General features: G+C 38.8%; 21 protein-coding genes. 6 read left to right on the top strand and 15 right to left on the bottom strand.

Annotation, left to right across the window (positions count from 1 at the left end; genetic code table 11):
* The first annotated feature begins 48 nt into the window (after positions 1-48).
* Positions 49-840: an enoyl-CoA hydratase/isomerase family protein gene (locus SJY16_RS09590; protein ID WP_377888933.1), complete on the top strand. Its 792-nt coding sequence runs from the start codon at positions 49-51 to the stop codon at positions 838-840.
* Positions 841-1,286: 446 nt separating this feature from the next.
* Here SJY16_RS09590 and SJY16_RS09585 read toward each other — a convergent pair whose 3' ends face one another.
* Complete coding sequence (locus SJY16_RS09585) at positions 1,287-1,772, bottom strand: hypothetical protein (RefSeq protein ID WP_377888932.1); 486 nt, start codon at positions 1,770-1,772, stop codon at positions 1,287-1,289.
* A gap of 211 nt (positions 1,773-1,983) precedes the next feature.
* On the bottom strand, positions 1,984-3,159 hold the full coding sequence (locus tag SJY16_RS09580; RefSeq protein ID WP_377888931.1) for a MalY/PatB family protein: 1,176 nt from the start codon (positions 3,157-3,159) through the stop codon (positions 1,984-1,986).
* Between the two features lie 162 nt (positions 3,160-3,321).
* Here SJY16_RS09580 and SJY16_RS09575 point away from each other — a divergent pair, with 162 nt between their 5' ends.
* On the top strand, positions 3,322-3,900 hold the full coding sequence (locus SJY16_RS09575; protein ID WP_377888930.1) for a hypothetical protein: 579 nt from the start codon (positions 3,322-3,324) through the stop codon (positions 3,898-3,900).
* 46 nt (positions 3,901-3,946) lie between these two features.
* Here the strand turns inward: SJY16_RS09575 and SJY16_RS09570 are convergent, their stop codons facing one another.
* From SJY16_RS09570 to SJY16_RS09550, 5 genes are all read right to left on the bottom strand, one after another.
* On the bottom strand, positions 3,947-4,606 hold the full coding sequence (locus tag SJY16_RS09570) for a TVP38/TMEM64 family protein (RefSeq protein ID WP_377888929.1): 660 nt from the start codon (positions 4,604-4,606) through the stop codon (positions 3,947-3,949).
* A 98-nt stretch (positions 4,607-4,704) separates the two neighbouring features.
* Complete coding sequence (locus tag SJY16_RS09565) at positions 4,705-5,202, bottom strand: metal-dependent hydrolase (RefSeq protein WP_377888928.1); 498 nt, start codon at positions 5,200-5,202, stop codon at positions 4,705-4,707.
* Positions 5,203-5,362: 160 nt separating this feature from the next.
* Positions 5,363-7,789, bottom strand: coding sequence for a DNA topoisomerase IV subunit A (gene parC / locus SJY16_RS09560; RefSeq protein ID WP_377888927.1), 2,427 nt, complete (start codon positions 7,787-7,789; stop codon positions 5,363-5,365).
* A complete protein-coding gene (parE, locus tag SJY16_RS09555) occupies positions 7,782-9,764 on the bottom strand; it encodes a DNA topoisomerase IV subunit B (RefSeq protein WP_377888926.1) in 1,983 nt (660 codons plus the stop codon). Before parE ends, parC begins: the two co-directional genes overlap by 8 nt.
* A gap of 250 nt (positions 9,765-10,014) precedes the next feature.
* Positions 10,015-10,371: a hypothetical protein gene (locus tag SJY16_RS09550; RefSeq protein ID WP_377888925.1), complete on the bottom strand. Its 357-nt coding sequence runs from the start codon at positions 10,369-10,371 to the stop codon at positions 10,015-10,017.
* 264 nt (positions 10,372-10,635) lie between these two features.
* On the opposite strand from SJY16_RS09550, the gene SJY16_RS09545 reads away from it, so the two are divergent.
* The gene (locus tag SJY16_RS09545) at positions 10,636-11,223 is read left to right on the top strand and encodes a biotin transporter BioY (protein ID WP_377892157.1); all 588 of its coding nucleotides are present in this window, start codon (positions 10,636-10,638) and stop codon (positions 11,221-11,223) included.
* 63 nt (positions 11,224-11,286) lie between these two features.
* On the opposite strand, the gene SJY16_RS09540 is transcribed toward SJY16_RS09545, so the two are convergent.
* The 4 genes from SJY16_RS09540 to SJY16_RS09525 all read right to left on the bottom strand — a co-directional run bounded on the left by SJY16_RS09540 (position 11,287) and on the right by SJY16_RS09525 (position 17,396).
* A complete protein-coding gene (locus SJY16_RS09540; RefSeq protein ID WP_377888924.1) occupies positions 11,287-12,462 on the bottom strand; it encodes an MFS transporter in 1,176 nt (391 codons plus the stop codon).
* Positions 12,463-12,627: 165 nt separating this feature from the next.
* The gene (locus SJY16_RS09535) at positions 12,628-13,617 is read right to left on the bottom strand and encodes a sodium:calcium antiporter (protein ID WP_377888923.1); all 990 of its coding nucleotides are present in this window, start codon (positions 13,615-13,617) and stop codon (positions 12,628-12,630) included.
* A gap of 130 nt (positions 13,618-13,747) precedes the next feature.
* The gene (locus SJY16_RS09530) at positions 13,748-16,066 is read right to left on the bottom strand and encodes a helicase C-terminal domain-containing protein (RefSeq protein WP_377888922.1); all 2,319 of its coding nucleotides are present in this window, start codon (positions 16,064-16,066) and stop codon (positions 13,748-13,750) included.
* 94 nt (positions 16,067-16,160) lie between these two features.
* Entirely contained in the window at positions 16,161-17,396 is a 1,236-nt protein-coding gene (locus tag SJY16_RS09525; RefSeq protein WP_377888921.1) for an aminopeptidase, read from the bottom strand.
* A gap of 100 nt (positions 17,397-17,496) precedes the next feature.
* On the opposite strand from SJY16_RS09525, the gene SJY16_RS09520 reads away from it, so the two are divergent.
* Complete coding sequence (locus SJY16_RS09520; protein WP_377888920.1) at positions 17,497-18,141, top strand: SIMPL domain-containing protein; 645 nt, start codon at positions 17,497-17,499, stop codon at positions 18,139-18,141.
* A 30-nt stretch (positions 18,142-18,171) separates the two neighbouring features.
* Here SJY16_RS09520 and SJY16_RS09515 read toward each other — a convergent pair whose 3' ends face one another.
* Together SJY16_RS09515 and SJY16_RS09510 are read right to left on the bottom strand one after the other, a co-directional pair.
* On the bottom strand, positions 18,172-18,585 hold the full coding sequence (locus tag SJY16_RS09515; protein ID WP_377888919.1) for a CoA-binding protein: 414 nt from the start codon (positions 18,583-18,585) through the stop codon (positions 18,172-18,174).
* Positions 18,586-18,660: 75 nt separating this feature from the next.
* Positions 18,661-19,530 (bottom strand): alpha/beta hydrolase, encoded by an 870-nt coding sequence (locus SJY16_RS09510; RefSeq protein WP_377888918.1) that lies wholly within the window; start codon positions 19,528-19,530, stop codon positions 18,661-18,663.
* 241 nt (positions 19,531-19,771) lie between these two features.
* On the opposite strand from SJY16_RS09510, the gene SJY16_RS09505 reads away from it, so the two are divergent.
* Both SJY16_RS09505 and cspD read left to right on the top strand, forming a co-directional pair.
* Complete coding sequence (locus SJY16_RS09505; protein ID WP_377888917.1) at positions 19,772-20,986, top strand: MFS transporter; 1,215 nt, start codon at positions 19,772-19,774, stop codon at positions 20,984-20,986.
* 211 nt (positions 20,987-21,197) lie between these two features.
* Positions 21,198-21,398 carry a cold-shock protein CspD gene (gene cspD, locus SJY16_RS09500; protein ID WP_377888916.1) on the top strand — a complete coding sequence of 67 codons (201 nt, stop codon included), beginning with the start codon at positions 21,198-21,200 and terminating at the stop codon, positions 21,396-21,398.
* Between the two features lie 49 nt (positions 21,399-21,447).
* On the opposite strand, the gene SJY16_RS09495 is transcribed toward cspD, so the two are convergent.
* Both SJY16_RS09495 and SJY16_RS09490 read right to left on the bottom strand, forming a co-directional pair.
* Positions 21,448-22,467 carry a GNAT family N-acetyltransferase gene (locus SJY16_RS09495; RefSeq protein ID WP_377888915.1) on the bottom strand — a complete coding sequence of 340 codons (1,020 nt, stop codon included), beginning with the start codon at positions 22,465-22,467 and terminating at the stop codon, positions 21,448-21,450.
* Complete coding sequence (locus tag SJY16_RS09490; RefSeq protein WP_377888914.1) at positions 22,460-22,891, bottom strand: hypothetical protein; 432 nt, start codon at positions 22,889-22,891, stop codon at positions 22,460-22,462. Before SJY16_RS09490 ends, SJY16_RS09495 begins: the two co-directional genes overlap by 8 nt.
* Between the last annotated feature and the right edge of the window lie 518 nt (positions 22,892-23,409).

Genomic DNA, 23,409 nt, shown 5'->3' with positions numbered 1-23,409 from the left:
AATAAAAATCGGTGGCTAGCTCATCGTATAAAAAAGGGAGAGCTCGGTATGGAAACGACAGTAAAAACGGATCATCTAAACGTACATGTTCAGGGTGCATTGCTTCATCTCACTTTAAATCGACCTGAAGCTTTAAATTCATTTAGCAAAGAGATGATTTTAGGGCTGATAAATGTCATTCAAGAAGTAAAGGAAAACGATGCCATTCGTGTAGTGATGCTTTCTGGCGCTGGACGATCCTTCAGTGCTGGAGGAGATGTTAAGACGATGGGGGATATATCTCCAACTGAAGTATATGAACACATAGGGAAATTAAATGAACTGGTGCTTGCTATGAAAGATCTCGATAAGCCAATTATTTCAGTCATTCATGGCTTTGCTGCTGGAGCTGGTTTTAACCTAGCCCTTGCGAGCGATATTATCCTAGCAGCGGAAGACAGTAGCTTTGTATTAAGCTTCTCACAAGTAGGACTAATATCTGACGGGGGAGGACTTTCATTTTTGCCTCGTTTAATCGGTCCATACAAAGCAAAAGAACTTTTCTTCTCAGCACAGCCAATCACAGCAAAAGAAGCAAAAGAGTTAAGGATCGTTAATCAAACGTATCCATTATCACAGTTACAGGATGAAGCGATCGCGTACGCAGAAAAACTCTCTAAAGGACCTAGTAAAGCATTTGGTTTTATCAAGAAAATTGCAGATTCATCACTCACTTCATCACTACCAGAGGTTCTCGAGCAAGAACGAATCACTCAGGCTATGATGGTAACAACGGAAGATCATAAAGAAGGTGCTGCAGCATTCAAAGAAAAACGAGCTCCGCAATTTAAAGGGAGATAACTATACTAAACCGGAGATGCAATGCATTTCCGGTTATATTTTGAAGTTTTATGGGTTCACATATGAAAATTAGTGAAACTAAACAATAAAACCGGATTAAAAGTACGAAGCAATTGAAACATAAGGAAACTTGAGAAAAGCTTGAGATCTAAATTAGAAATCGTTAGTTACGTGTGAAATATTATGAACCTATAGGAACGTAAAATCTAATGTAGATTAATTTGAATGAGATTAATGATTATGAAGCTTTTAACTACATTGTTATAGAATTACTGTGTAACCCCAACATAAAGAGGGGAAGTTAATGAGTATGTTAGATATAAAAACATATTCTCTTATTATTTTATTTATTAGTTAACATAATATATATTATAGGAAGTCATTGATAATAATCAAATCCCGTCTCAATCGTTAAGTAAACTTAAGATAGTGAGACGGAATGAAATTTATTTTCCAAAAAGATTTCTAATATCTTCAGTTAAGCTATAATCGTTTACTAAATATGTTTTAAACTTCGTATTTTCGTTATCATTTCTGGAAATGACAATCGAATCATCATCCATATTAATCCGCATTTCTTTACCTGTTTTAAAATAAATAATGACGTCAGCTCGATCAACACTTACTCGGTGTGTTGGCACCTCGGTAATTTTGTTTTGATTAAACTTGTTGATCCATTTGATTAGCGTTTCTTCATCTTCGTTTGAAGTTACTACTTCGTTAGCATCATTTCTCGTACTATGTAAGTGAATCTCATATATATTCTGTTCTTCGATCTTCTGGTGCAAACTAGTATCGAGACTAATTGCACTCGCTGTATGTTTATATTTGTCGTTCTTATAGTTTACATATATTTCAGCTACTTTTAGATAACTAAATGCAAGAACAGAGAAAAGTAGGATGGTTAAGAGTCCTTTTGTGGCTTTTTTCACATCATCACCCGCTTTCCTTATCTAGCGACTACTGTTTAAATCCAACCTCTTCTATCATAACAAAAATTCTGATTCTTCGTGGGATTATGTAATAACTTCGTTAATTAAGACCTTTCTGTTACAAATACTACTCAATTGGTACTACAGTGAATGACACAGAAAGACACCTGACCGTAGCATCATAAGACCAGGCGTCCTCCCTTTCGTTTCACTATTTTAACTCATGTATAGCTTTCTCTAGCCTTTCAAGGCCTTCTTGCAGTGTCGATCGAGGGCAAGCAATGTTTATTCGTTCAAACCCCTTCCCTCCATCACCAAAAATATATCCTTCGTCCAATGCGAGTTTTGCATTATTTTGAATGAACGTCTCTAATTCTAGATGATCCATTTGTAATGACCTAAAATCCAACCATATTAAATAAGTTCCCTCAGGCTTTATGACGCGAATTTCTGGTAAGCGTTCTTTAATAAATGACGTTAGATAGTTAAGATTTTCTTCTAGATAAATGAGAAGCTCTTCTAACCATTGCTCTCCATGAGTATAAGCCGCTTCAACCGCTAAGATCCCAAATGGATTTGGAGCAAATAGTCCCATCTTCCCCATATATTCTTGATAGTCCACACGCTTTTTTTCGTCAGGAATGATAATCGTTGATAGCTGCATACCAGCAAGATTGAACGTTTTACTAGGAGCAATACATGTAATGGTATTTGAAGCTATATCTGATGAGAGTGTTGAAATTAACGTATGACGATACCCTTTAAAGATTAAATCAAAATGAATGTCATCTGAAATAATCAACACATTATGTTCAACACATAGATTTGCAAGGACTTTAAGTTCTTCTTCCTTCCACACCCTTCCTACAGGATTATGCGGATTACAAAGAAGAAACATCTTAACCGCTGGGTCTCTTAGCTTATTTTCTAGGTCCTGAAAGTTCATCTTGTATGTATCTGATTCAAGTACGAGTGGATTATCGACAACGACACGATTGTTCTTCTCAATCATATCACGAAACGGATAATAAACCGGTGACTGTATGAGGACTTTATCACCGTTTTTTGTATACGTATTTATGGCAGCTGCTATTGCTGGAACTACCCCTGGAGTAAAGACAATCCAATCTGTGTTAATCGCCCAATTATGCCTCCGCTCTAACCACTCCTTAATCACATTCTTTGTTTTATCAGTAGGCATCGAATAGCCAAAAACCCCATGCTCAACACGTTCTTTAAGGACACTAATCACTTCCTCTGGAGCTCTAAAATCCATGTCAGCTACCCACATAGGAAGTAGTCCCGCTTTCTCATAAATATCTTCTGAATGATCCCACTTTACTGAATGTGTTCCATATCTATTGACTTCCTCATTAAACGAATTCATTCAATCCCTCCAAATGTATGTCCTTTACTATTACTTTATCAAAACTCATGATCGGTGTCTGATAGTAAGCTTAGAAGACTGTCAGGTGTTAAGGTAAGCAATGTTAAGTAATGTGATGGTAAAATAGATAGTAATTCGATTACGGTAAGCGAGGGTATCCATATGAACACATTACATCATGCGTTTTGGAGTTATTTCTTCTTTCGTAAGAAACAGCGTAAAACAGTTAGGTCTATTGTTATTGGCGGAATCGCGCCTGATATCATTTATTATGTGATGTTCCTGTATTTGATCGCTGAGTATGGGATTAAGAAGTTACTTGGTTCTGAACAAGCATTGTCGATGCACGATTTAGTACATGGTTTATTCGATCATCCAGTTGTTGATGTCTTAAGAAAGTTAGGCCATTCAATTGTAATCTGGCTCATTGCATTTATCATCCTAATGATTTTGCACAGAGGATTTAAGCTCACTCCCTTATCAGGATTTATTTGGGGCTGGTTTTTGCATGTAGCCGTAGACTTTTTGACCCACGTTAGTGATGCTGTACCGATCTTTTATCCAATAAGCAACAGTGTTATCCCTGGTATTGTATCCTACTGGCATCCTGATTACTATGGGACAGAATTCGGAGTAACTCACTCATTATTACTCGTCTCTACTATTATATATTTAGTTATCGAACGACGGAAATCTAAGAAAGACAAAAAGCTACTCAACGATAAGAAAATACAAATGTAAAAAAGGATTCAACCAAACTATGTGGCTGGATCCTTTTTCTCTTCCGTTACTTTTTCTGTAGCGATGGGGTTTTCTTAGCAACTTTATTTCTGATTAAGATTGGGATAATCGATAATAAGAGAAATACGACTACTGCACTCCCTATTACAATTGGGTCACCTGATACTAAGCTACTACCTAGAAAGTTATATGCAAACGTACCGGGGATAATCCCTATTAATGTACCAAATAGAAATGAGGTGAATGTCACTTTTGATAAGCCTGCTGAATAACTGATTAAATCAAAGTTGAATAACGGAACAAATCTGAAAAATAAAACATAGAAAAAGCCATTCTTCTCTAGTTGATCTTGTATTTTCCGCCCTTTCCCTTGCCAATCTTTATTAGCAATCGATTTCCCTAACGTTCTCGCTACGATAAATGATACTACCGCACCGGATGTCGCACCTAACACTGTATAGATCGTACCAAATAATGATCCGAAAGCAAGTCCACCCGCTATCGATAAAACTGATGCAGGAAAGAAGATCAAAGGACGTATCGTGTAGATGACGATATATACGATAGGTGCCAATAAACCGAATGAAAGTATCCAGTCGCGTATGTCGGTGACCCGGAAATCTAAGTAGGTACGACTAAACCAAATAAGCCCAACTACTAGAGCGAGTATGCCGCCCCTCTTAAACCAAGTACTTGGTTTTCTCATAGTTCCATCCTTTCTTCACTAGCTTAATTATACAATACTACACCTCAATTTAGTTTGAATGTAAGCCGGGTTACATTCACAAAAGTGCCGTTTTTACGCTATGAGAACATTTGTTTGTATACGAAAAATAATGTTAATAGGATTAAACTACTATTAACGACAGATTCCCCCTTTGAAGCGGTTTTAAAGTATAAAGGAAAGCGAACCCGGGTTGGAATTGGGTAGAATAACTGAATTCCCCTCACTGTTAATGCATCGAGAACTAAGTGACTCGCAACCCCAACGAGCAAGCCAGTTTGTACAATTTCATCAAACATAAAAGTAAAGCTTGAGGTTAACCAGTAAATTAATATTAAAAATAATATACTATGTGTAATTGTCCGATGACCGAAGAAGCGACTTATGTTTTTGGATAATAGCTTTGCTTTCCTACCTGTCCAAGACCCAGGATGGCATATATCAGGTAATAACGCTCCAAACAAACAGCTACCGTAAAAAACAAATAGTTCAGGGACAGTTAATAATTCTGTTATGTAGTAACTATGAGCCGCTGCCCCAATACATAGGCCTCCCATCAAGTGTGTTTTTCCTTCCATTCTTTCAACTCCCCAGTTGTATTATTCTTAGTTGATGTTAAAAAGTGCGGTTTTTGAAGGATGCAATCATATGTTCGTATTTCCGCAAAACTAGTATAGCACACTTCTATAAATGAAAAGAACCTGTTCATGATAAGAACAGGTTCTGTATTGATCGGTACTATTCAGAATTTGATACTTTTTTTAATTCACATGCATTTCCTGTTTCTCCTACATCTACGATAAACGATCCGTTACTGTACCGGTCATTTGGTCGATAGCTTGAAGGATCAACAGTGACAGGTTCTCCTTTTTGTGTCCGAACGATGATTTCATCTCCTTTAGTGACGGTTGTGACACCAATCACCCGATGAGGATTTGACTTTAGTTCTCTTAACATCACGACCCCTCGTTTAGCACGTGACGTAAGATCAAACTCACTTAAAGGCATCTTCTTAACCGCTCCTCGATGAGTAAGGAGGAATAAGTCGTTCTTAACTGTAGAATCAAACACTATCCCGCTCACAACAAAGTCATCATCTTTTAGATTAATTCCTTTTACTCCACTAGCCCGCTGTCCTACAACATTTACATCTTCTTCTTTAAAGCGTAATCCATAACCTGTATGAGTAGCAATAAACACTTCATTCTTACCATTCGTTACATAAACATCAATAAGTTCATCTTCTTTTTTAAGCTTAAGCGCCATCAACGGTTTGGAATACCGCTGTGCTTTATATTGTGATAGCTCTGTTTTCTTTATCATTCCTTGCTTCGTCACGAATACAAGGAAGCGCGCTTCATCGAATTCATTGATCTCCATGGCCTCAATGATCCGCTCATCTGAATCAATTGCGCATATGTTAGCAACATGCTGACCAAGATCCTTCCACCTTATATCAGGAAGGTTATGCACTGGTAAGTAGATATAACTTCCTTTATTCGTAAAGAGCAAGAGCGTGTTTGTTGTATTGCTATCAAACTGACGTAGCAATGAATCCGTTTCTTTCATGCCAAACTCTTTTCCGTTCGAAGCAGCATAAGACCTTGGGCTTGTACGTTTCACGTAACCATCTTCTGTAACTGTTACGACGACATCTTCAGAAGGCACCATTACTTCAAGATTCACTTTAATTTCTTCAATTTCTTCCTCGATTCGAGTCATACGTGCATCCGCATATTTCTTGCGAATTTCAAGGAGTTCCCTTTTTATAACAGAAACGAGCTTCTTCTCACTTCCAAGAATTGCTTCAAGCTTCTCAATCAATTTATCTAGTTCGTTCGATTCTTTCTCGAGAGTGGTAATGTCAGTATTCGTTAAACGATAAAGCTGCAACGTTACGATTGCTTCAGCCTGAGCCTCAGTGAAGTTATATTCACTGATCAGATTGTTTTTCGCATCCCGCTTATCGTTAGAAGAGCGAATCGTTGCGATAACTTCATCTAAAATCGATACCGCTCGTATAAGACCTTCAACAACATGTTGACGATCCTTCGCTTTTCTAAGATCGTGCTCTGAACGACGTGTTACAACTTCTTTTTGGTGATCGATATACGCACTCAGGATACGCTTTAATCCCATTTGCTTAGGCGTTTTATTATAGATCGCGACCATATTGTAGTTATACGTGATTTGAAGGTCTGTCGCTTTGTACAAGTATTTAAGAATACCTGATGCATCTGCATCTTTCTTAAGCTCGATTACAAACCGAAGCCCAGTTCTGTCTGTTTCATCTCGGACTTCTGATATCCCTTCTACCTTACGATCAACACGTAGTTCATCGATTTTCTTAACAAGATTCGCTTTATTCACTTCGTAAGGAATCTCTGTCACGACAATTTGCTGACGACCTCCGCGGAGATCTTCTATTTCTGCCTTACCTCTAAGTATGAATTTCCCTTTACCCGTTTCAAAAGCTTTCTTAATACCTTCAGTGCCTTGAGCAATACCGCCAGTAGGAAAATCAGGTCCTTTAATAGCTGTCATTAATTCTTCTACCGTGACATCAGGGTTTTCCATCTGCATCACTGCTGCATCAACGACCTCCCCTAAATTATGAGGCGGGATATCTGTTGCATAACCAGCAGATATTCCGGTTGATCCATTAACAAGTAGGTTTGGGAAACGAGCAGGAAGAACGATCGGTTCCTCCTGCGTATCATCAAAGTTAGGCGCAAATTCAACCGTATCCTTCTCGATATCTCTTAACAGTTCAGAAGAAATAGCAGCAAGACGCGCTTCTGTATAACGCATAGCGGCAGGAGGATCTCCGTCGACACTCCCGTTGTTCCCGTGCATTTCGACAAGTACGTTTCGAACTTTCCAACCTTGACTCATCCGAACCATCGCATCATAAACGGAAGTATCACCATGCGGGTGGTAGTTACCGATTACGTTACCTACTGTTTTAGCGGATTTTCGGAAAGGCTTATCTGCGATGTTCCCTTCATGGTGCATAGCGTATAGTATACGTCGTTGCACCGGTTTAAGTCCGTCTCTAGCATCAGGAAGTGCTCGATCTTGAATAATATACTTACTATATCGACCGAATGCATCACCAAGGACGTCTTCTAGCGGTAAGTCTAAAAATTTCTCTGCGTTAGCCAATGTTATCCTCCTCAATGATGGAAATGTTCTCGTTCTCGATGATGTTTGTATCTTCATTTAAACCAAAAGCCACATTTGATTCGATCCATTGTCTCCGAGGTTCGACTTTGTCTCCCATCAGAACCGAAACGCGTCTTTCAGCTCTAGCAATGTCCTCGATCTTCACACGTATCAATGTGCGGCTTTCAGGATTCATCGTCGTTTCCCATAATTGATCAGCATTCATTTCACCAAGACCTTTGTAACGCTGAATAGTATAGCCTTTTCCTACTTTCTTCATCGCTTCTTTCATGCCTTCTTCATCCCAGGCATATTCAACAATTTCTTTCTTGCCTTTTCCTTTACTTACTTTGTAAAGCGGAGGAAGAGCAATAAAGACTTTACCATGTTCCACAAGTTGCTTCATATAGCGATAGAAGAACGTTAGTAAAAGAACTTGAATATGAGCACCGTCCGTATCCGCATCCGTCATAATTACGATTTTGTCGTAATTCGTATCTTCGATGTCAAAGTCAGGCCCTACTCCCGCTCCAATCGCATGAATGATCGTATTGATTTCTTCGTTCTTAAAGATATCCTGAAGCTTTGCTTTTTCAGTATTAATAACTTTTCCTCGTAATGGAAGAACAGCTTGAAAACGACGATCGCGCCCTTGTTTTGCAGAACCTCCCGCTGAGTCACCCTCAACAAGGTAAAGTTCATTTTTCTTAGGGTTACGTGAAGTTGCTGGCGTTAGTTTACCACTTAAGATCGTTTCTTTACGTTTACCTTTTTTACCTGAACGTGCATCTTCACGTGCGCGTCTCGCTGCTTCTCTCGCCTGAGCGGCTTTAATCGATTTCTTAATAAGCATCTCACTCGTCGAAGGGTTCTCTTCTAAGAAATAAGAGAATTGACCAGAGACAACCGCATCTACAGCAGAACGTGCTTCACTTGTCCCGAGCTTGCTTTTTGTTTGCCCCTCGAATTGAAGAAGGTGTTCTGGAATTCGAACAGAAACGATTGCAGTAAAGCCTTCTCGTATATCATTACCTTCAAGGTTTTTATCTTTTTCTTTCAAGAGATTTACTTTTCTAGCATAATCATTGATCACACGAGTGATGGCTGTCTTCATACCTGACTCGTGTGTACCGCCATCTTTTGTTCGAACGTTGTTAACAAACGAAAGCACGTTTTCAGAAAAACCGTCGTTATATTGAAATGAGAAGTCAAGCTCTATTCCGTTGCTTTCCCCTTCAAAGGTAACAACTGGATGAAGCGTTTCTTTATCCTCGTTTAAATAATCGATAAATGCCTCGATACCTGTTTCAAAGTAAAATTCTTCACTACGGTCATGTCGCTGATCTTCAAGGGTGATTTTCAAGCCCTTCAATAGAAAAGCTGCTTCACGAAGTCTTTCGCTAAGCGTGTCATAATTATAATTCAACGTGCTAAACATACCCGTGTCGGGCTTAAAATGAATCAATGTTCCAGTTTTACGCGTTTTCCCGATATTCTCAAGCGTTGTAGCAGGTTTTCCGCCATTTTCAAAACGTTGTTTGAATGTGAAACCGTCACGGTGAATGATAACCTCAAGCCACTCAGACAGGGCATTTACAACTGAAGCCCCAACTCCGTGCAAACCACCACTCGTTTTGTAACCGCCCTGACCAAACTTACCACCCGCATGAAGGACGGTTAAGATGATCTCAGGAGTCGGTTTACCAAGCTTATGCATTCCGACTGGCATACCTCGTCCATTGTCTTGAATGCTCACACTATTATCTTCATAAATGGTTACTTTAATTTCATCGCCATATCCCGCTAGCACTTCATCTACGGAATTATCTACAATTTCATATACGAGGTGATGGAGTCCTCTTGAGTCAGTGCTACCAATATACATTCCTGGGCGTTTCCTAACTGCTTCAAGACCCTCAAGCACCTGAATCGAATCATCACTGTATTCGTTTGCTTGTTTTTGTTTTGTTGCCATGTTTTTCCCCTTTCAAAACTCTGTATAGAATAGCCTATCATATGAGAACAAGTGTTTCTATCTCTTTTTATTTCTCATATTGTTCAGCATTGCCAGTTAAAGAACGTTTTAATAGTTTATCGACCCACTTACTTCTGGTCCATTCTACATCTTTATGACATCACTCACATTTGAAATAAAGTTGCTGTATATAAAAAATCCTGCACAGTGGCAGGAGAGAAAAACATCGAACCGTATTGTACCTTATTGTCTATTCTTCATCAATTGTTTTTAATCTATGTACATTTCCAGGTTCATAACCAATCGTGACACGATCCCCTTCATCAACCGTCTTCCAAATTGACTCATCGGTTAGATAGGGTGTTTTGTTTACAATAAGATAAAAATAAGGTTTTTCAACAACCGTATCGGTTGTTTCTTCTGCATTCCCGCTCTTGTCTTTTTTGTTGTCAGTTAGTTGTGGTTCTTCATACCGCACCATTTTCTTTTGCACTTCTCCAGTTACAAAATCCAGTTCATCCTTTTGATCATTAGCGAAGGCAGTACCTATAGCAAGAACAATACAAAGGAATAGAATTGATAGAATGGTTCCTCTCAGTAAGTTCATACAGAGGCTCCTTTCAACGTACTTTCGTAATTAAGTTTACCATACATTATAAATTAAAGTAGAAGTTTTCAAGGCAAAACGAGACAATTCGCTCCTCACCTTTTAGCTTCACGCTAACAAATCTACCTTACATTTACGTGGTTCTTCCTCTATCTCACCTTCATGAATGGTCTTCATTATTTGTTAACTAACAAAAAAATAAAGTTGACACTATGCGTGATTTCTTTTACGATTCTATATAGAAACTGAAAGAGAGGGCTAATGATGAAAAAAATGAAAACGATTGATTTAGTATACGCAGGCATGTTTGCTGCCTTAATGGCGGTTGGTGCGAACATTGCACAATTTTTAGTCGTAGGTGGAGTGCCAATTACCCTTCAAACATTTTTTGCGATTCTAGCAGGACTACTACTTGGAAGTCGCATTGGAGCAATCTCGATGACAGTGTACGCATTGGTTGGGTTTGCAGGCGCGCCGGTATTCGCTCAGTTTACAGGAGGTCCTGGCATTCTTCTGAAACCTACTTTCGGATTTATTTTATCTTATATTTTAGTCGCTTATATTGCAGGTAAAATTATTGAATCAAAAGCAAAGCCTACATTACGTACATTTATGATTGCTAGCTTTACAGCCTTTATCCTTAATTACGTACTCGGTACAAACTACATGTATTTTGCTTATAAATTCTGGGCGATGGCACCTGAAGGGTTCACATATAGCATGGCATGGTGGTGGATGTTAGCTCCACTCCCTAAAGATATCATCCTCTCGATTGTGGCGGCCGTAATTTCACCTCGAATATACAAAGCAGTCAACAAATCATCTATCCGTCCCGAGCGTAGCGTCGCATAGCACGACTACAATACTGTTTAATAGCAAGAAACCCGTCGGTCACTAGACCAACGGGTTTTTCTATTACTCACTTTGTGTTTGACTCGATTTTTTCGTACTGAGTAGCAAGGAAGAAATAAACATCAGTCCTAGGAATACGATGATTAAGCTAAATCCACCTTGATCACCGAACGCTTCAGAAACAATGCCGATTAAATAACCTGCTATACCGCCACCTATACCAGCGGCTACATAGATGAGACCAAGAGCTGAGCCTGGATTTTTTGAAATCGTTGTACCGAATGCGGTAGCGGTGGGAAATAGCGCTGAGAAAAACAAACCTGCACCCGCAAAGAGATAAGGCAACTGATTTGCAAACAAGAAGCTAATCCCAACAATAATCACTGAACCAAGCGAAAATGTAATCATAATCAGTCTTTCATTAATTTTATTCGCTAGATACGCAACCCCGAGTCGACCGATCATAAAGAAAACGGAGAATAGTGATAGAATCGTTGCGACCATATCAGACTTCGCTTCTTTTGAGAGTCCTCCTAGATCAAGAGACTTCAAATATGATGGGAAGAAGTTTGTAAATGATACTTCTGCTGACACTTCAAAGATAAGGAAGAACATCAGAAAGACCATTTGAGCGTCCTTCAACATAGGAATAAATGCTTTTAAGTTCACTTTCTGAGGCTTACCTTCAGGAAAAGCAACTGACGTGACATAGAAGATCACGATTACATTAAGTGCCGCGATTCCAACATAAAAATATCTCCATGATGCAAATTGGAATAAGAAGTTTAGTACTTGTGGAAATAGAATCATTCCAAGCCCATAAATGCCCATCGCTAAATTAAACATCTGGTTTTGCTTATTCGGGTAAGCAGCGGGAACGATTGCGTTTGATGCTACCCCGAGAGCTCCTAGACCGAATCCGATCAACATATAGAAACCAAGGAAAAACGTGATGCTAGGAGCGAAGCCTGTACCTAAGAATCCAACCCCCATTAATGCTGTAGCAACGATGACCATGATCCGAAGCCCTTTTTTATCCGTAAGATAACCGAAAATTAAACTTGCGAATGTAAACCCAAGTTGGAATATTAAAACCACAAGTCCAAATTGACTCATGTCTAGTCCTATGTCTGTTTCGACCTGATTTAGGACAATTCCTTTTGTATTTGTAACTCCCCCAGATATAAACTGTGTGAAAAGTAAAATGATGAGAGCGTGAATGCTTTTCCCTTTTGACATGTGTGTAACCTCCAAGATGTATTCTACCTCGGAGGATTCCACGTCGTTGCCACCTGTAAACCTGTTAGAAAATTTATTACTTTTATGTAAAACGCTCTCACCAGCACCATGCCACCTATTGTTAGATTCAAAAAAATAACAGAAGGGTTGGAACCCCTCTGTCATTTACCTCATCTGATAGACTGCGAATGTAGCAATAAAATAAATAACCACAATGGTTAAAGGTGGTAGTACATAATTAAACGTCGTTCGATGATTTCTTCTAGTAATGCTAAATAAAATGACGAGAATTACGACAACAGATGATAATGTCGTGATGATATTCGACATACTTGCATGCTTGAAAATATTCGTTTCTAAATACAAGACATCTGTAAAAGACAGGAGCATGATGTTAAAAGCATTACTTCCTAGTAATGAACTAACCCCCATATTATAATTCCTTAATTTAAGGGCTGTAGCAACACTAACTGCATCAGGGAGAGACGTACTGGCTCCTACTAAAAATGATCCAACAAATGAAGCACCAAGTCCTGTTACGGATGCTATTCGATCTGCTGTTAAAGTTAAGACCGTTCCTACGATCATAATCCCAACTGCGGAAAGAATGAATCTTGTTAGTACCTTTTTGTAAGTGAAATCATTGTATTGCTCATTCTTCCGACTCTTTCGCTTAACCTTTTCTTCTGTTTTCTTGTTTATAAGTTTAATTCCAACAATATAAACAAATACGAGGATAACGGAACTATATCCTATATGGAAGATAGAAGCAGGTAATGTTAATGACAGACCTGCCACTACAATTAACGTCATCAGAATAACAAGATAAATGTATAATTTACTACCGATATCTGTTTTTCCCATAATCTGTTCTTTACGATAGACAATATCAAGAACAGCGAGAGCTAATAAGTTAAATAAATTACTTCCTAACAGGTTTCCTATAGCAAGATCCGGACTATCGATTGCAATAGCAGTCACGCTTGACGTAAGCTCCGGCAAAGAAATAGCTGCACCAATGATGATTCCCATAAATGCAGAAGATGTTTTTGTTTTTTCACTAAGAGCATCACCATACATAGCAAGCCGCGTCGCAACAAAGTATGTAGCGATTGCAGCCACGATAAATAATATACAGACAAGGAATATATTCATTGAGTTTCTCCTTCAGGTTTGATTCACTTTAATCTATTACCTGTTATGTGAGGAGCTAAACTTGTACATTAGACTCATTAAATTCCTAATAATTTGGAAAGATTGCAATACAAAACCCGCTAGAAGCGGGTTACATTCCCTTTTGTGGATCACCAACAAATCGATCTGCATGCTCAATCACAGTGTAATCCTTCCATTCTTCAGGCAGTAAGTGTCTATACCGCCCCTCTAGATAACGGCTATCGACGAGAATGAGGATGCCTTTATCTGATTCAGTACGAATTAATCTACCACCTGCTTGCTGAACCCTATTCATCCCTGGATAAACATACGTGTATTCAAAGCCATTCTTGCCATCGAGGTCGAACCGTTCTTTCATCAACTTGCGTTCTGTATCGAAATTGGGCAAGCCAACGCCAACAACAACTACACCATTGAGGCGATCTCCTTTCAGGTCGATCCCTTCAGAGAAAATACCGCCTAGCACTGCAAAACCTGCGAGGCTTTTAGAACGATTTGACGTGAACATTTCTAGAAACTCTTCCCGCTCTAGTTCTGTCATACGTTGGTGCTGTATGATCGTATCTGTCGTAATTCCTCGTAACATGAACTCATCATATACACGTTCCATATATCCATATGAAGGAAAAAAGAAGAGGTAGTTTCCCTTTTTATCTTTGAGAACCTTCTCTAACAAATCGACTAACGGTTTCATGGTTTTTTCTCGATCTCGATACTTTGTAGATAAGGGCAAAACATAGACACTCGTATTCTCCCTTGGAAATGGAGAAGGAATTGAAACTTTGTAGTTTTCATCCTGCCATCCAAGCATGTTTTGGTAGTAAGATAGAGGTGAAAATGTCGCTGAAAAAAAGACTGTCGAGAGAAAGCCATTCCTCATTTTGGAGAGCTGGTTTGAAGGATCGAAGCAAAATAACTTCAGCGTAATTTCTGATTTACCTACATGTACAAGCGTGAAGAAATGATCATCATATAGCTTTGCGATGCGAATGAAATTATGACAAAGAAAATAGGCATCTAACAGTTCTTCATCGTTTCCCTGGAGAAGCAATTCCTTTTCACTAGCTGAAACGAAGGTATTAAGATGAACGAGTAATTCTTCGTCTATCTCATTTAATACAGTGAAATCGCTATCGGCGGTTTTCTTTAATTCAATGAAAAACTTATTGATGGCACTTGCAGCATCTGCTATCTCTTTATTGCTTGATTGGTAAGATCTTTTAACCTGTAAGAAAACGGACTTTTGTAATTCTGCAGAATACATGCCCCTGGCTCGATCGACAAGATTATGAGCCTCATCAACCAATACTGTTGTTTGCTTCCTCTGTTCCTCGATAAGCCGTTTTAATGATACACGTGGATCGAAAATATAGTTATAATCACAGATCACTGCGTCCACTACATATGCAGCATCTAATGATAGCTCAAAGGGGCAAAGCCGATGTTTATGTGCATATGTTTCAAGTACATCTCTTGTGATTCTAGTTTCATTCTTTAGAAGATCCAATAAACCCTCATTAACACGATCGTAGTATCCATCGGCATATTCACAATAGTCTTTTTGGCAAATGGTTTTCTCCTTGAAACAAATCTTCTCTTTAGCCGTTATCGTAATTGATGAAGCGCGAAGCCCCTTTTCTTCCATCATCTTGAATGCTTCTTGTGCTGTTTCACGCGTTATTGTTTTCGCAGTGAGATAAAAAATCTTCTTACCATAACCTTCACCAATCGCTTTGATCGTTGGAAAAAGAGTACTAATGGTTTTTCCTATCCCAGTTGGAGCGGTTGCAAATAGGGTGGTACCTTCTTGAACGGACTTATAAACAGAACCTGCAAGCTTTCGTTGTCCATTTCGGTAGGAATCGAATGGAAACGCTAATTCCTTACTACTTTCGATTACTTGTTGAAAATGATCATTTTTCCACTTTGCAAAGGGTGTGTAGATTCTTACGACTTCTTCTATGAATTGAAATAGTTCATCTAAGGTGAATGATTTTGTAAATCGACGAATCTCTTTCGTATCTGATTGAATGTATGTAAGTTGAACGGAGATAGACTTTTGATCATACTTTACTGCGGCCATATAGGCATAGCATTTGGCTTGAGCCCAATGGACAGAATAAGAATCCTCTTTAAGATCTTCGAGAGGGAGTGAAGTGGATTTTATTTCATCAACAACGTATGTATTCTCCCTAATCAACAACCCATCACATCTTCCTTCGATGTGATAAACAAGATCGCCATAATGGTAGTTCATTTCAAACGGAACTTCCTTTAGGTCATCTTCACCGTATGTTTTCTGGATGAATTGATGTAGTTTCGTCCCTTCAGACATGGTTGTAGCGGTTCGAAAGCGCGCATCGATACTTCCACTTCGATACGCATACTCAACAAGTGGACGAACAGAGACTTTAACAATTTCGGGCATGGTATCACCTAATTTATGTATTTATTTCTTTTCATTCCATTATAACAGCTACTCAAACAAAAAGGGCTCTAGCTGTAGCCAGAGCCCTAAATCATTAATTTACATCAATTGCCCAATTTCCATTTCGGAAAATCGCTTCAGTCGTTCCATCTTCTAAAACACCATCGATATCGAGCTCACCAGATCCCATCATAAAATCAACATGGGTAATACTGTTGTTTACTCCATTTCGATCCAATGCATCATCATCCATATTAGCTCCACCCTTTATGCTACTTGGGTATGCTTTTCCAAGAGCGAGATGACATGAAGCATTTTCATCGTAAAGAGTATTAAAGAAAATAAGCCCTGATTGCGAAATAGGTGATTCATGAGGAACAATTGCTATTTCTCCAAGTCTTTTTGCACCTTCATCCATGTTCAATAGACTCTTAAGTGTCTCTATTCCTTCTTCTGCTGAATAATCAACAACTTCGCCATTCTTAAATGTAAGGGAGAAATGATTGATTAGGTTTCCACCGTAGCTAAGTGGCTTTGTACTAGATACTGTACCATTCACCCCATATTTATCTGGAAGTGTAAACACTTCTTCCGTAGGCATATTGGCGTTGAATTCGATGCCTTGTTCAGATAGAGAAGAGCCACCTTTCCATATATGGCCTTCAGGTAATTCGATTTCAAGATCTGTACCTGGGGCTTTATAAATAAGCTTCTTGAATTTACGATCATTCAACACATTACGCGCTTTTGCAAGCGTTGCATTGTGTTCATTCCAGGACGCAATCGGGTCGTCCTGATCCACACGTGTGATCTTGAATATTTGGTTCCAAAGTTTTTCAACCGCCTCTTCACCAGCGTCAGGAAAGACTTTCTTCGCCCATTCTTCATTAGGAACTGCCACGATAGACCATGTTATTTTGTCATTCATCGTATATTTACGGAAGTTCTTCATTGCTTCACCAGCAGCTTTATTAGATGCGGATATGCGATCAGAATCAATTCCTTTTAATAGGTCAGGATTTGTAGAACGGATGGAGAGTAAAGCTGCTCCTTCAAGAGCGAAATGGTCAAACATTTTTACACGCCATTCAGGTACATTTTCAAGCACATCCTGGGCTGCATTTTCATACCATAAACGATCAAGAGTATCATCTGTCCAATTAATATGTACGGTTTTCGCTCCAATTTCGTAAGCTCTTTTCGCTACCATTCGTGCGAAATCTGCACTTTCGATCGGAGCATTTACGACGAGCATTTGATTTTCTTGTAGATTAACTCCTCGTTTTAACGCAAGCTCTGCATACTTTTGAAGCATTTCTTGATTTGACATGTACATTCCTCCTTATTTAGCCACAGTGTAAGTTTAACAAATGTAGATGAGAATGTCCTCATGATAGAAAAAGCATGAATGTGAAAGAGAGGGTGTTAAGATGGATGAAAAAAAAGCGCTGGATGTTTGTGCCTGTGATCACACGATAACTGTGACAGGAGCGGGATCAATCGATGCAACACCAGATCGCGGGATTGCTATTTTGGGAGTAGAAACAATCTCCCCTTCAATAACGGAAGCACAGCAAGAAAATGCAAGTAGCATAACATCAATCATCACATCATTAACCAATATGGACATACCACCTAACCAGATTGGTACTGCCGTCTACCAAATTGAAGAAGAATATAAGTACGAAGATAATAACAAAATCTTTCTTGGCTACAAAGTAACGCACTTGCTTAAAGTGATCATCGATGATGTTGCATTAACGGGTATAGTAGTTGATTCTGCAGTGGAAGCTGGAGCGACTACAATTTCGAGTATTACGTTTGATGTACGTCATAAGGAACCTTATTACATGAAGGCGCAAAAGATCGCGCTCAAACAAGCAACATTAAAAGCTAGAAACATTTCAGATGCATTAGGCTTATCTATGCCGAAAACACCTCACAGAATAATTGAATCAGGTGTACCTTCAACGATTCAACCAAGAAATGTCGCATACGCCTCTGCTACTCCAATTCAACCAGGACAAATAACCATCACAGCTGCTATCACCTTGATTTACCTTTTAGCCACATAAAAAGACGTCCACTGCGGACGTCTTTTCGATTTACTTCGTCATGGCGTGCTCAACTTTAATACAGCGGTCCATGATGATTGAAATAGGATAATCTTTACCGTACTGATAAGCTTCTTCATTGGATACACCGAGTTGTGCCCAGAACACATCCGCTCCAATAGCCACAGCATCTTTCATAATATCAGGTAAATGCTCACTTCGTCTAAACACATTCACAATGTCTACATGGCCTTCGATGTCTTGTAATGAGTCAACTGCTTTAACTCCCAGTGTCTCATCGATAGTAGGATTCACTGGAATAATGTCATATCCTGCATCCTGCATTGCTTGAGAAACCATGTAAGATGTTCGAGCGGGATTATTAGACAATCCTACTACGGCGATTCGTTTATTTTCTTTAAGAATGTTTTTAATCTCATCACGAGACGGGTTTTTAAACGCCATTCCATACACCCCTTTTAGTAGTTATTATCTCCATTATAAGGAATACCTCAAGAAAGCCATATCAAAACGCTCAACTTACTTAAGAATCCTTTCGAATGCATGTTGTATAAGATCCGGTCGATTTATTGGTATTTGATGCCCAGACCCTTCCGCCACATAATACGAGCTATCAGGAACTAGGTCCCTCTGTTCCTGAAGTAATTCATACCAAACTTTCTCAAGCTCCTCGATTTCACTCTTAGGTAATCCTGATTCGGTCTGCTCCTTTATAACAGTCTCTTGATCTCTAGCGAGAACAACTAGAGGAACGGATGGAAAAGGAAAGTGTTGCAATGACTTAGCATAGCCTCCCCATCTTCTCAATTCTCTACCTACTGAAGCATACAATTTTGGATTGATGTCATGATTAAGAAGCGCTTGTTGGATATCTTTGTTCCAGCCATATTGTTTCGGATGTAACGAGGGCTCTTGTTCCCTATTAATTTCATCTGGAGTTAATGCAGAAAGCGTATCGCACATATTGATCCAATAGTCATCGTTTAATTTTTCATCGCTCACTTCGACTTCATCTAAACGATGCATATTGATGGAGGTTGAATCAATCAGTATCACACCAGCAACTCTGTCTGGATAGTTCATGGCGAACCCCTGGGCAATTAAACCTCCGTAAGAAAAGCCCGCAAGAACAATTTTCCCATCGATATGTAGAGCTTGCAGTAAGGAATGTAATTCCTCATGTGGCGTTGCGTCCGTTTCACCAGTACTCTCAGACTTTCCATATCCACCACGATTGTATGCTAAAAATGAAAGTTCTGATTCAACGATTTCATTCCACTCATAAAGTGAACCTCCCATCCCAGACAGCAAGACGATTGTCTGTCCCTCTCCCTCACTATAGTAATATTCTTTTGACCCAAATGAAGTAGTAATAAGTGATGTTTTCATATAAACCCCCTTATATCCATTTAATGGTAACACAAATCATTACCAACAGTTATAGTTGTGAAAAAATTCAGGTATATTTGAATCGAACACAATTTGTTATAATTTTCTTATTACACATTAGGAGGAAATCATATGTTAAAAAACCTACTATCAACTTACTCAAGCAGGAAAAGTGTGAACAGCTAATTCCTTCACCTCCTGCTTTCAACTTGTCAGAACATAACATGAAAGTTGGAGGACGATGTACACGATTTCGAAAAGGAACATTACTGTCTTATTTTGGGTGAACTTCTTTGGTGCAATAAGTTTTTTGCAACCAGTATTAACACTATTTTATTTAAAGAACGGACTAACTGAAGCGAATATCTTAATGATCTTGATGTGTTGGAGCGGAGCGGTTTTAATAGGAGAAATTCCAGCAGGTGTTTTTGCTGACCGTTTCGGACCGAAAATTTCGTTTTTGGTAGGCTCTACAATCAAGCTGATTAGTATTGTTGTGTTATTGCTTTCACATGATTTGTTGTTATTTATGCTCTTTAGCTTCTTAAACGGTTTATCCGTCACATTTTTCTCTGGGGCTGACGAAGCATTAATCTACGAATCTCTCAAGAAAGATAACAAGCAGAGCAAAATGGATGAAGCGATGGGGAAAATTCAGTCTGCAGGATTTATCTCAATGATCCTTGCTGTTTTAATAGGTTCCTTTGTTGCTAAGGATTTAAATCAGCAACAATTTCAGCTATTAATCTTATGTAGCCTTGGAGTATATTTTATTGAGTTCTTACTATTGTTCTTTATTCATGAGCCTGATGTTGAGATCAGGGTATCGGAAGCTTCTGTAAATAAAGTAGTTGAAGGGATAACAGTCATAAAAAAAGCACCACAACTTCTATTGATGTTTCTCAACCTCACTTTAGTATTCATACCTACAGTTGCGGTCTTCCAGAAATTTGACCAACCACTCATGACCGATGCAGGATTGCCTGTATATTTAATCGGACCTATTTATGCAGCAGGAGCACTCCTTGCATTTCTTTCTTCAAGGAGTATCGGCTTCCTAACCAAGAAGATTTCAAGAGTTTCCTTAATGGTTGCATCAGGCTTTCTAAGCGCTGGTGGGCTCTTGTTAGCCGCTTTATTCCAAGATACGCTATGGCTAATACTCGGGGTGATTCTCTTCTTAAGATGGATCGGCGCGATTCGCTATCCTATTTATTCTCAACTAAGTAACGATGTGATTCCTTCACATGTAAGAGCGACGACAATCTCATTATTGTCCATTCTGGACTCCATTTTCGATTTACTCGTGTTCATTTCCTTAACACTATTTGCTGTGGAGGGTGTGTCAGGAATTCTAATAGGTGCATCTATAATCGCAATGATCGGATCGATGATCCCGATACACAAAATTAGATTGAGAAAGAATAAAGTGTTAATCCCAAAAGAATTCCAATAAAGGTTTGCATTCTTAATTCGCGAATGCTATTATGTATTTAAACCATTTTACTTCGAATATATTTAGGATTTAAATTAGCTGTAACTTCTAGAGGGGGTAACAAAGTTAAATCCTCGCCACTGAAGTTGCAGTTTTTTGATTTAAACGTATTACTTAGTGAATGGTGAATTTTAAATTATGTACGATCTGGTACATTAGGAGGCAATTTTCTATGCAAAACGGTAAAGTAAAATGGTTCAACGCTGAAAAAGGTTTCGGTTTCATCGAAGTTGAAGGAGCAGACGACGTATTCGTACATTTCTCTGCAATCAACGGCGAAGGTTTCAAAACTCTAGACGAAGGCCAAGAAGTTAACTTCGAAATCGTCGAAGGTAACCGCGGACCTCAAGCTGCTAACGTAACGAAAGCATAAATAGCACACATCCACAAGAGCCCGGTGACTTGTCACCGGGCTCTTGTTTTTATTTTAAGCTTTTTGTTATTTGTAGTTCATCATGAATCGGAATATCATAATACCCCTTTTCAGGAATTTCTTTTTTTATCCTTCTTGCTTCATCCACTGCTCCAGGATTCACTCCTGTTAACCGATAACCTCTTTTTTGATAAAACTGAAGAGCGTGAAGATTATCATTCGTTGTAATGAGAGTAATTAAACCTAAACCTTTATGAAAGGTAGCCATTTCCACTTCCAGTAAAAGCTTGCTCCCTATACCTGATCTTTCTTTAAAACTATCGAGCGAAATGATTTCACACAGATCGTCTCGAAAAACATAAGTGATTAACCCTTCGACATCACCCTTACCGTTCCTTATACAAAAGCCATCTAATTCATTACAATGATACACCCCTGAGGAAAGCACCATCACATTACTTCCCCAGCTCTTTTCAAATAACTCTTTTATGTATGTTCTGTCTTCATCTTTAATAGGACTCGTTGTAAGAGAAGCATCATAGAACATTAGCTGGCAGTCTCGCATCGCTCCTTCATGCCACTCATGTTGTTTCAATATACACTTTTTCTCAAAACCCGCTTTTTCATAACATGCTATCGCTCTTTCATTCCTGGTTTGAGGATCCATTACAATAAGTGATGCACCTTGCCCAACAAGGTAATCGACTACAGTTGTTACTAGCTCGGTACCAATCCCCTTATTCCAATATGCAGGTTCACCAATAAACTGATCCATTCCGTACGTTTCTTGAGGTAGTGTCAGCCATTTAATACTAGATGAGCGATAGAACTGCACATAGCCGATGGGAATAGCATTGAATGACACAATACAACCGATAATGTCTTCTCTAGTAAAATAATCATCTTGTATTTTATCTAACGTATAGAGGCAGTCTCTGCCTTCGTAGTACTGTAAAACGTTCTTGTTGGTAAGCCATTTTAATAATAACTCTTCATCACCAGGACCCAATCTTCTTATCGACAAGGACCCTGTTTGAATGAATGGCTCATTATTCGTGAGTTTATTCACCTCCACCACCTCCATCAAATCCTCCTCCGCCATCATACCCTTCAGAACCACCATAGTAATTTAACGATGACTCTTCGGCGTCTGCATTATTCCAATCAAGCGAAGACTCTGATCGAGTTGAAAGAAGTTGATCTTTAAGTGAAGATTCATCGGCAGTTGAAATCCAATCTTTTGCTATTGCGAAAGCGAGGATACCTTCAACATCAAGTTGTTCGAGGTCAGTACGTTCCTCAGGCGAGATGGCTACTCGATCTTCAATTGAAGCAATAACATACATACTAGCGGCTGAGCGTGAAGCCCACGAAGAGCGAGGGATTTTACCTTCTGGTCTTACCCTCCATTTCTTACGGTTTCGGTCAGTAATAAAAGCAACTGATATGATACCCACCAACATAAATAGAATAAACCATGCGAGGCCACTCATAACATTCCTCCTGAGGTATTTTCCATTTATTACGCAAAAATCCAATAAAAGTTTCAACTTTGAGATTTTTTTAGAAAAAATCACATAAACAGTAATATTTTTTGTTCAAATAGGGTATAATAATTAGTTTACCCTATATCAATGTTTCTTTCCATATGTTACACTGAAAGAAATCTTCTTATAGATGGGAATTGATAAATCAATATGGGAAAATACATGATTGACCACCAAAACCGAATTGTCCATAGGACAGCCTATGCTGGTGATGAATGCCAATTGCCTGAAACACCACTTAAAGATCGGTCTGAGGTTAATCTGGACACAGAACTTAAGGTACTAGTCGTGCAAAAAGGGTACCAAAAATGTTCTTCCTGTTTTTTCGGTTCTACATTTGAAAGTCATCTTGAGTTTAATCGCCCGAGCAGACATGCTAAACATATATAGATCAAACTTTATAATAGTATTCATATAGGCAAGGACTCTTCCAGGAGATCCTTGCTTTTTTATGTATTAAACTC

Source organism: Alkalihalobacillus sp. R86527 (genome assembly GCF_042466185.1).
Taxonomy (GTDB): domain Bacteria; phylum Bacillota; class Bacilli; order Bacillales; family Guptibacillaceae; genus Guptibacillus.
Note: the sequence above shows the minus strand (reverse complement) of the source record. Positions and strands in the feature narration are given on the sequence as shown.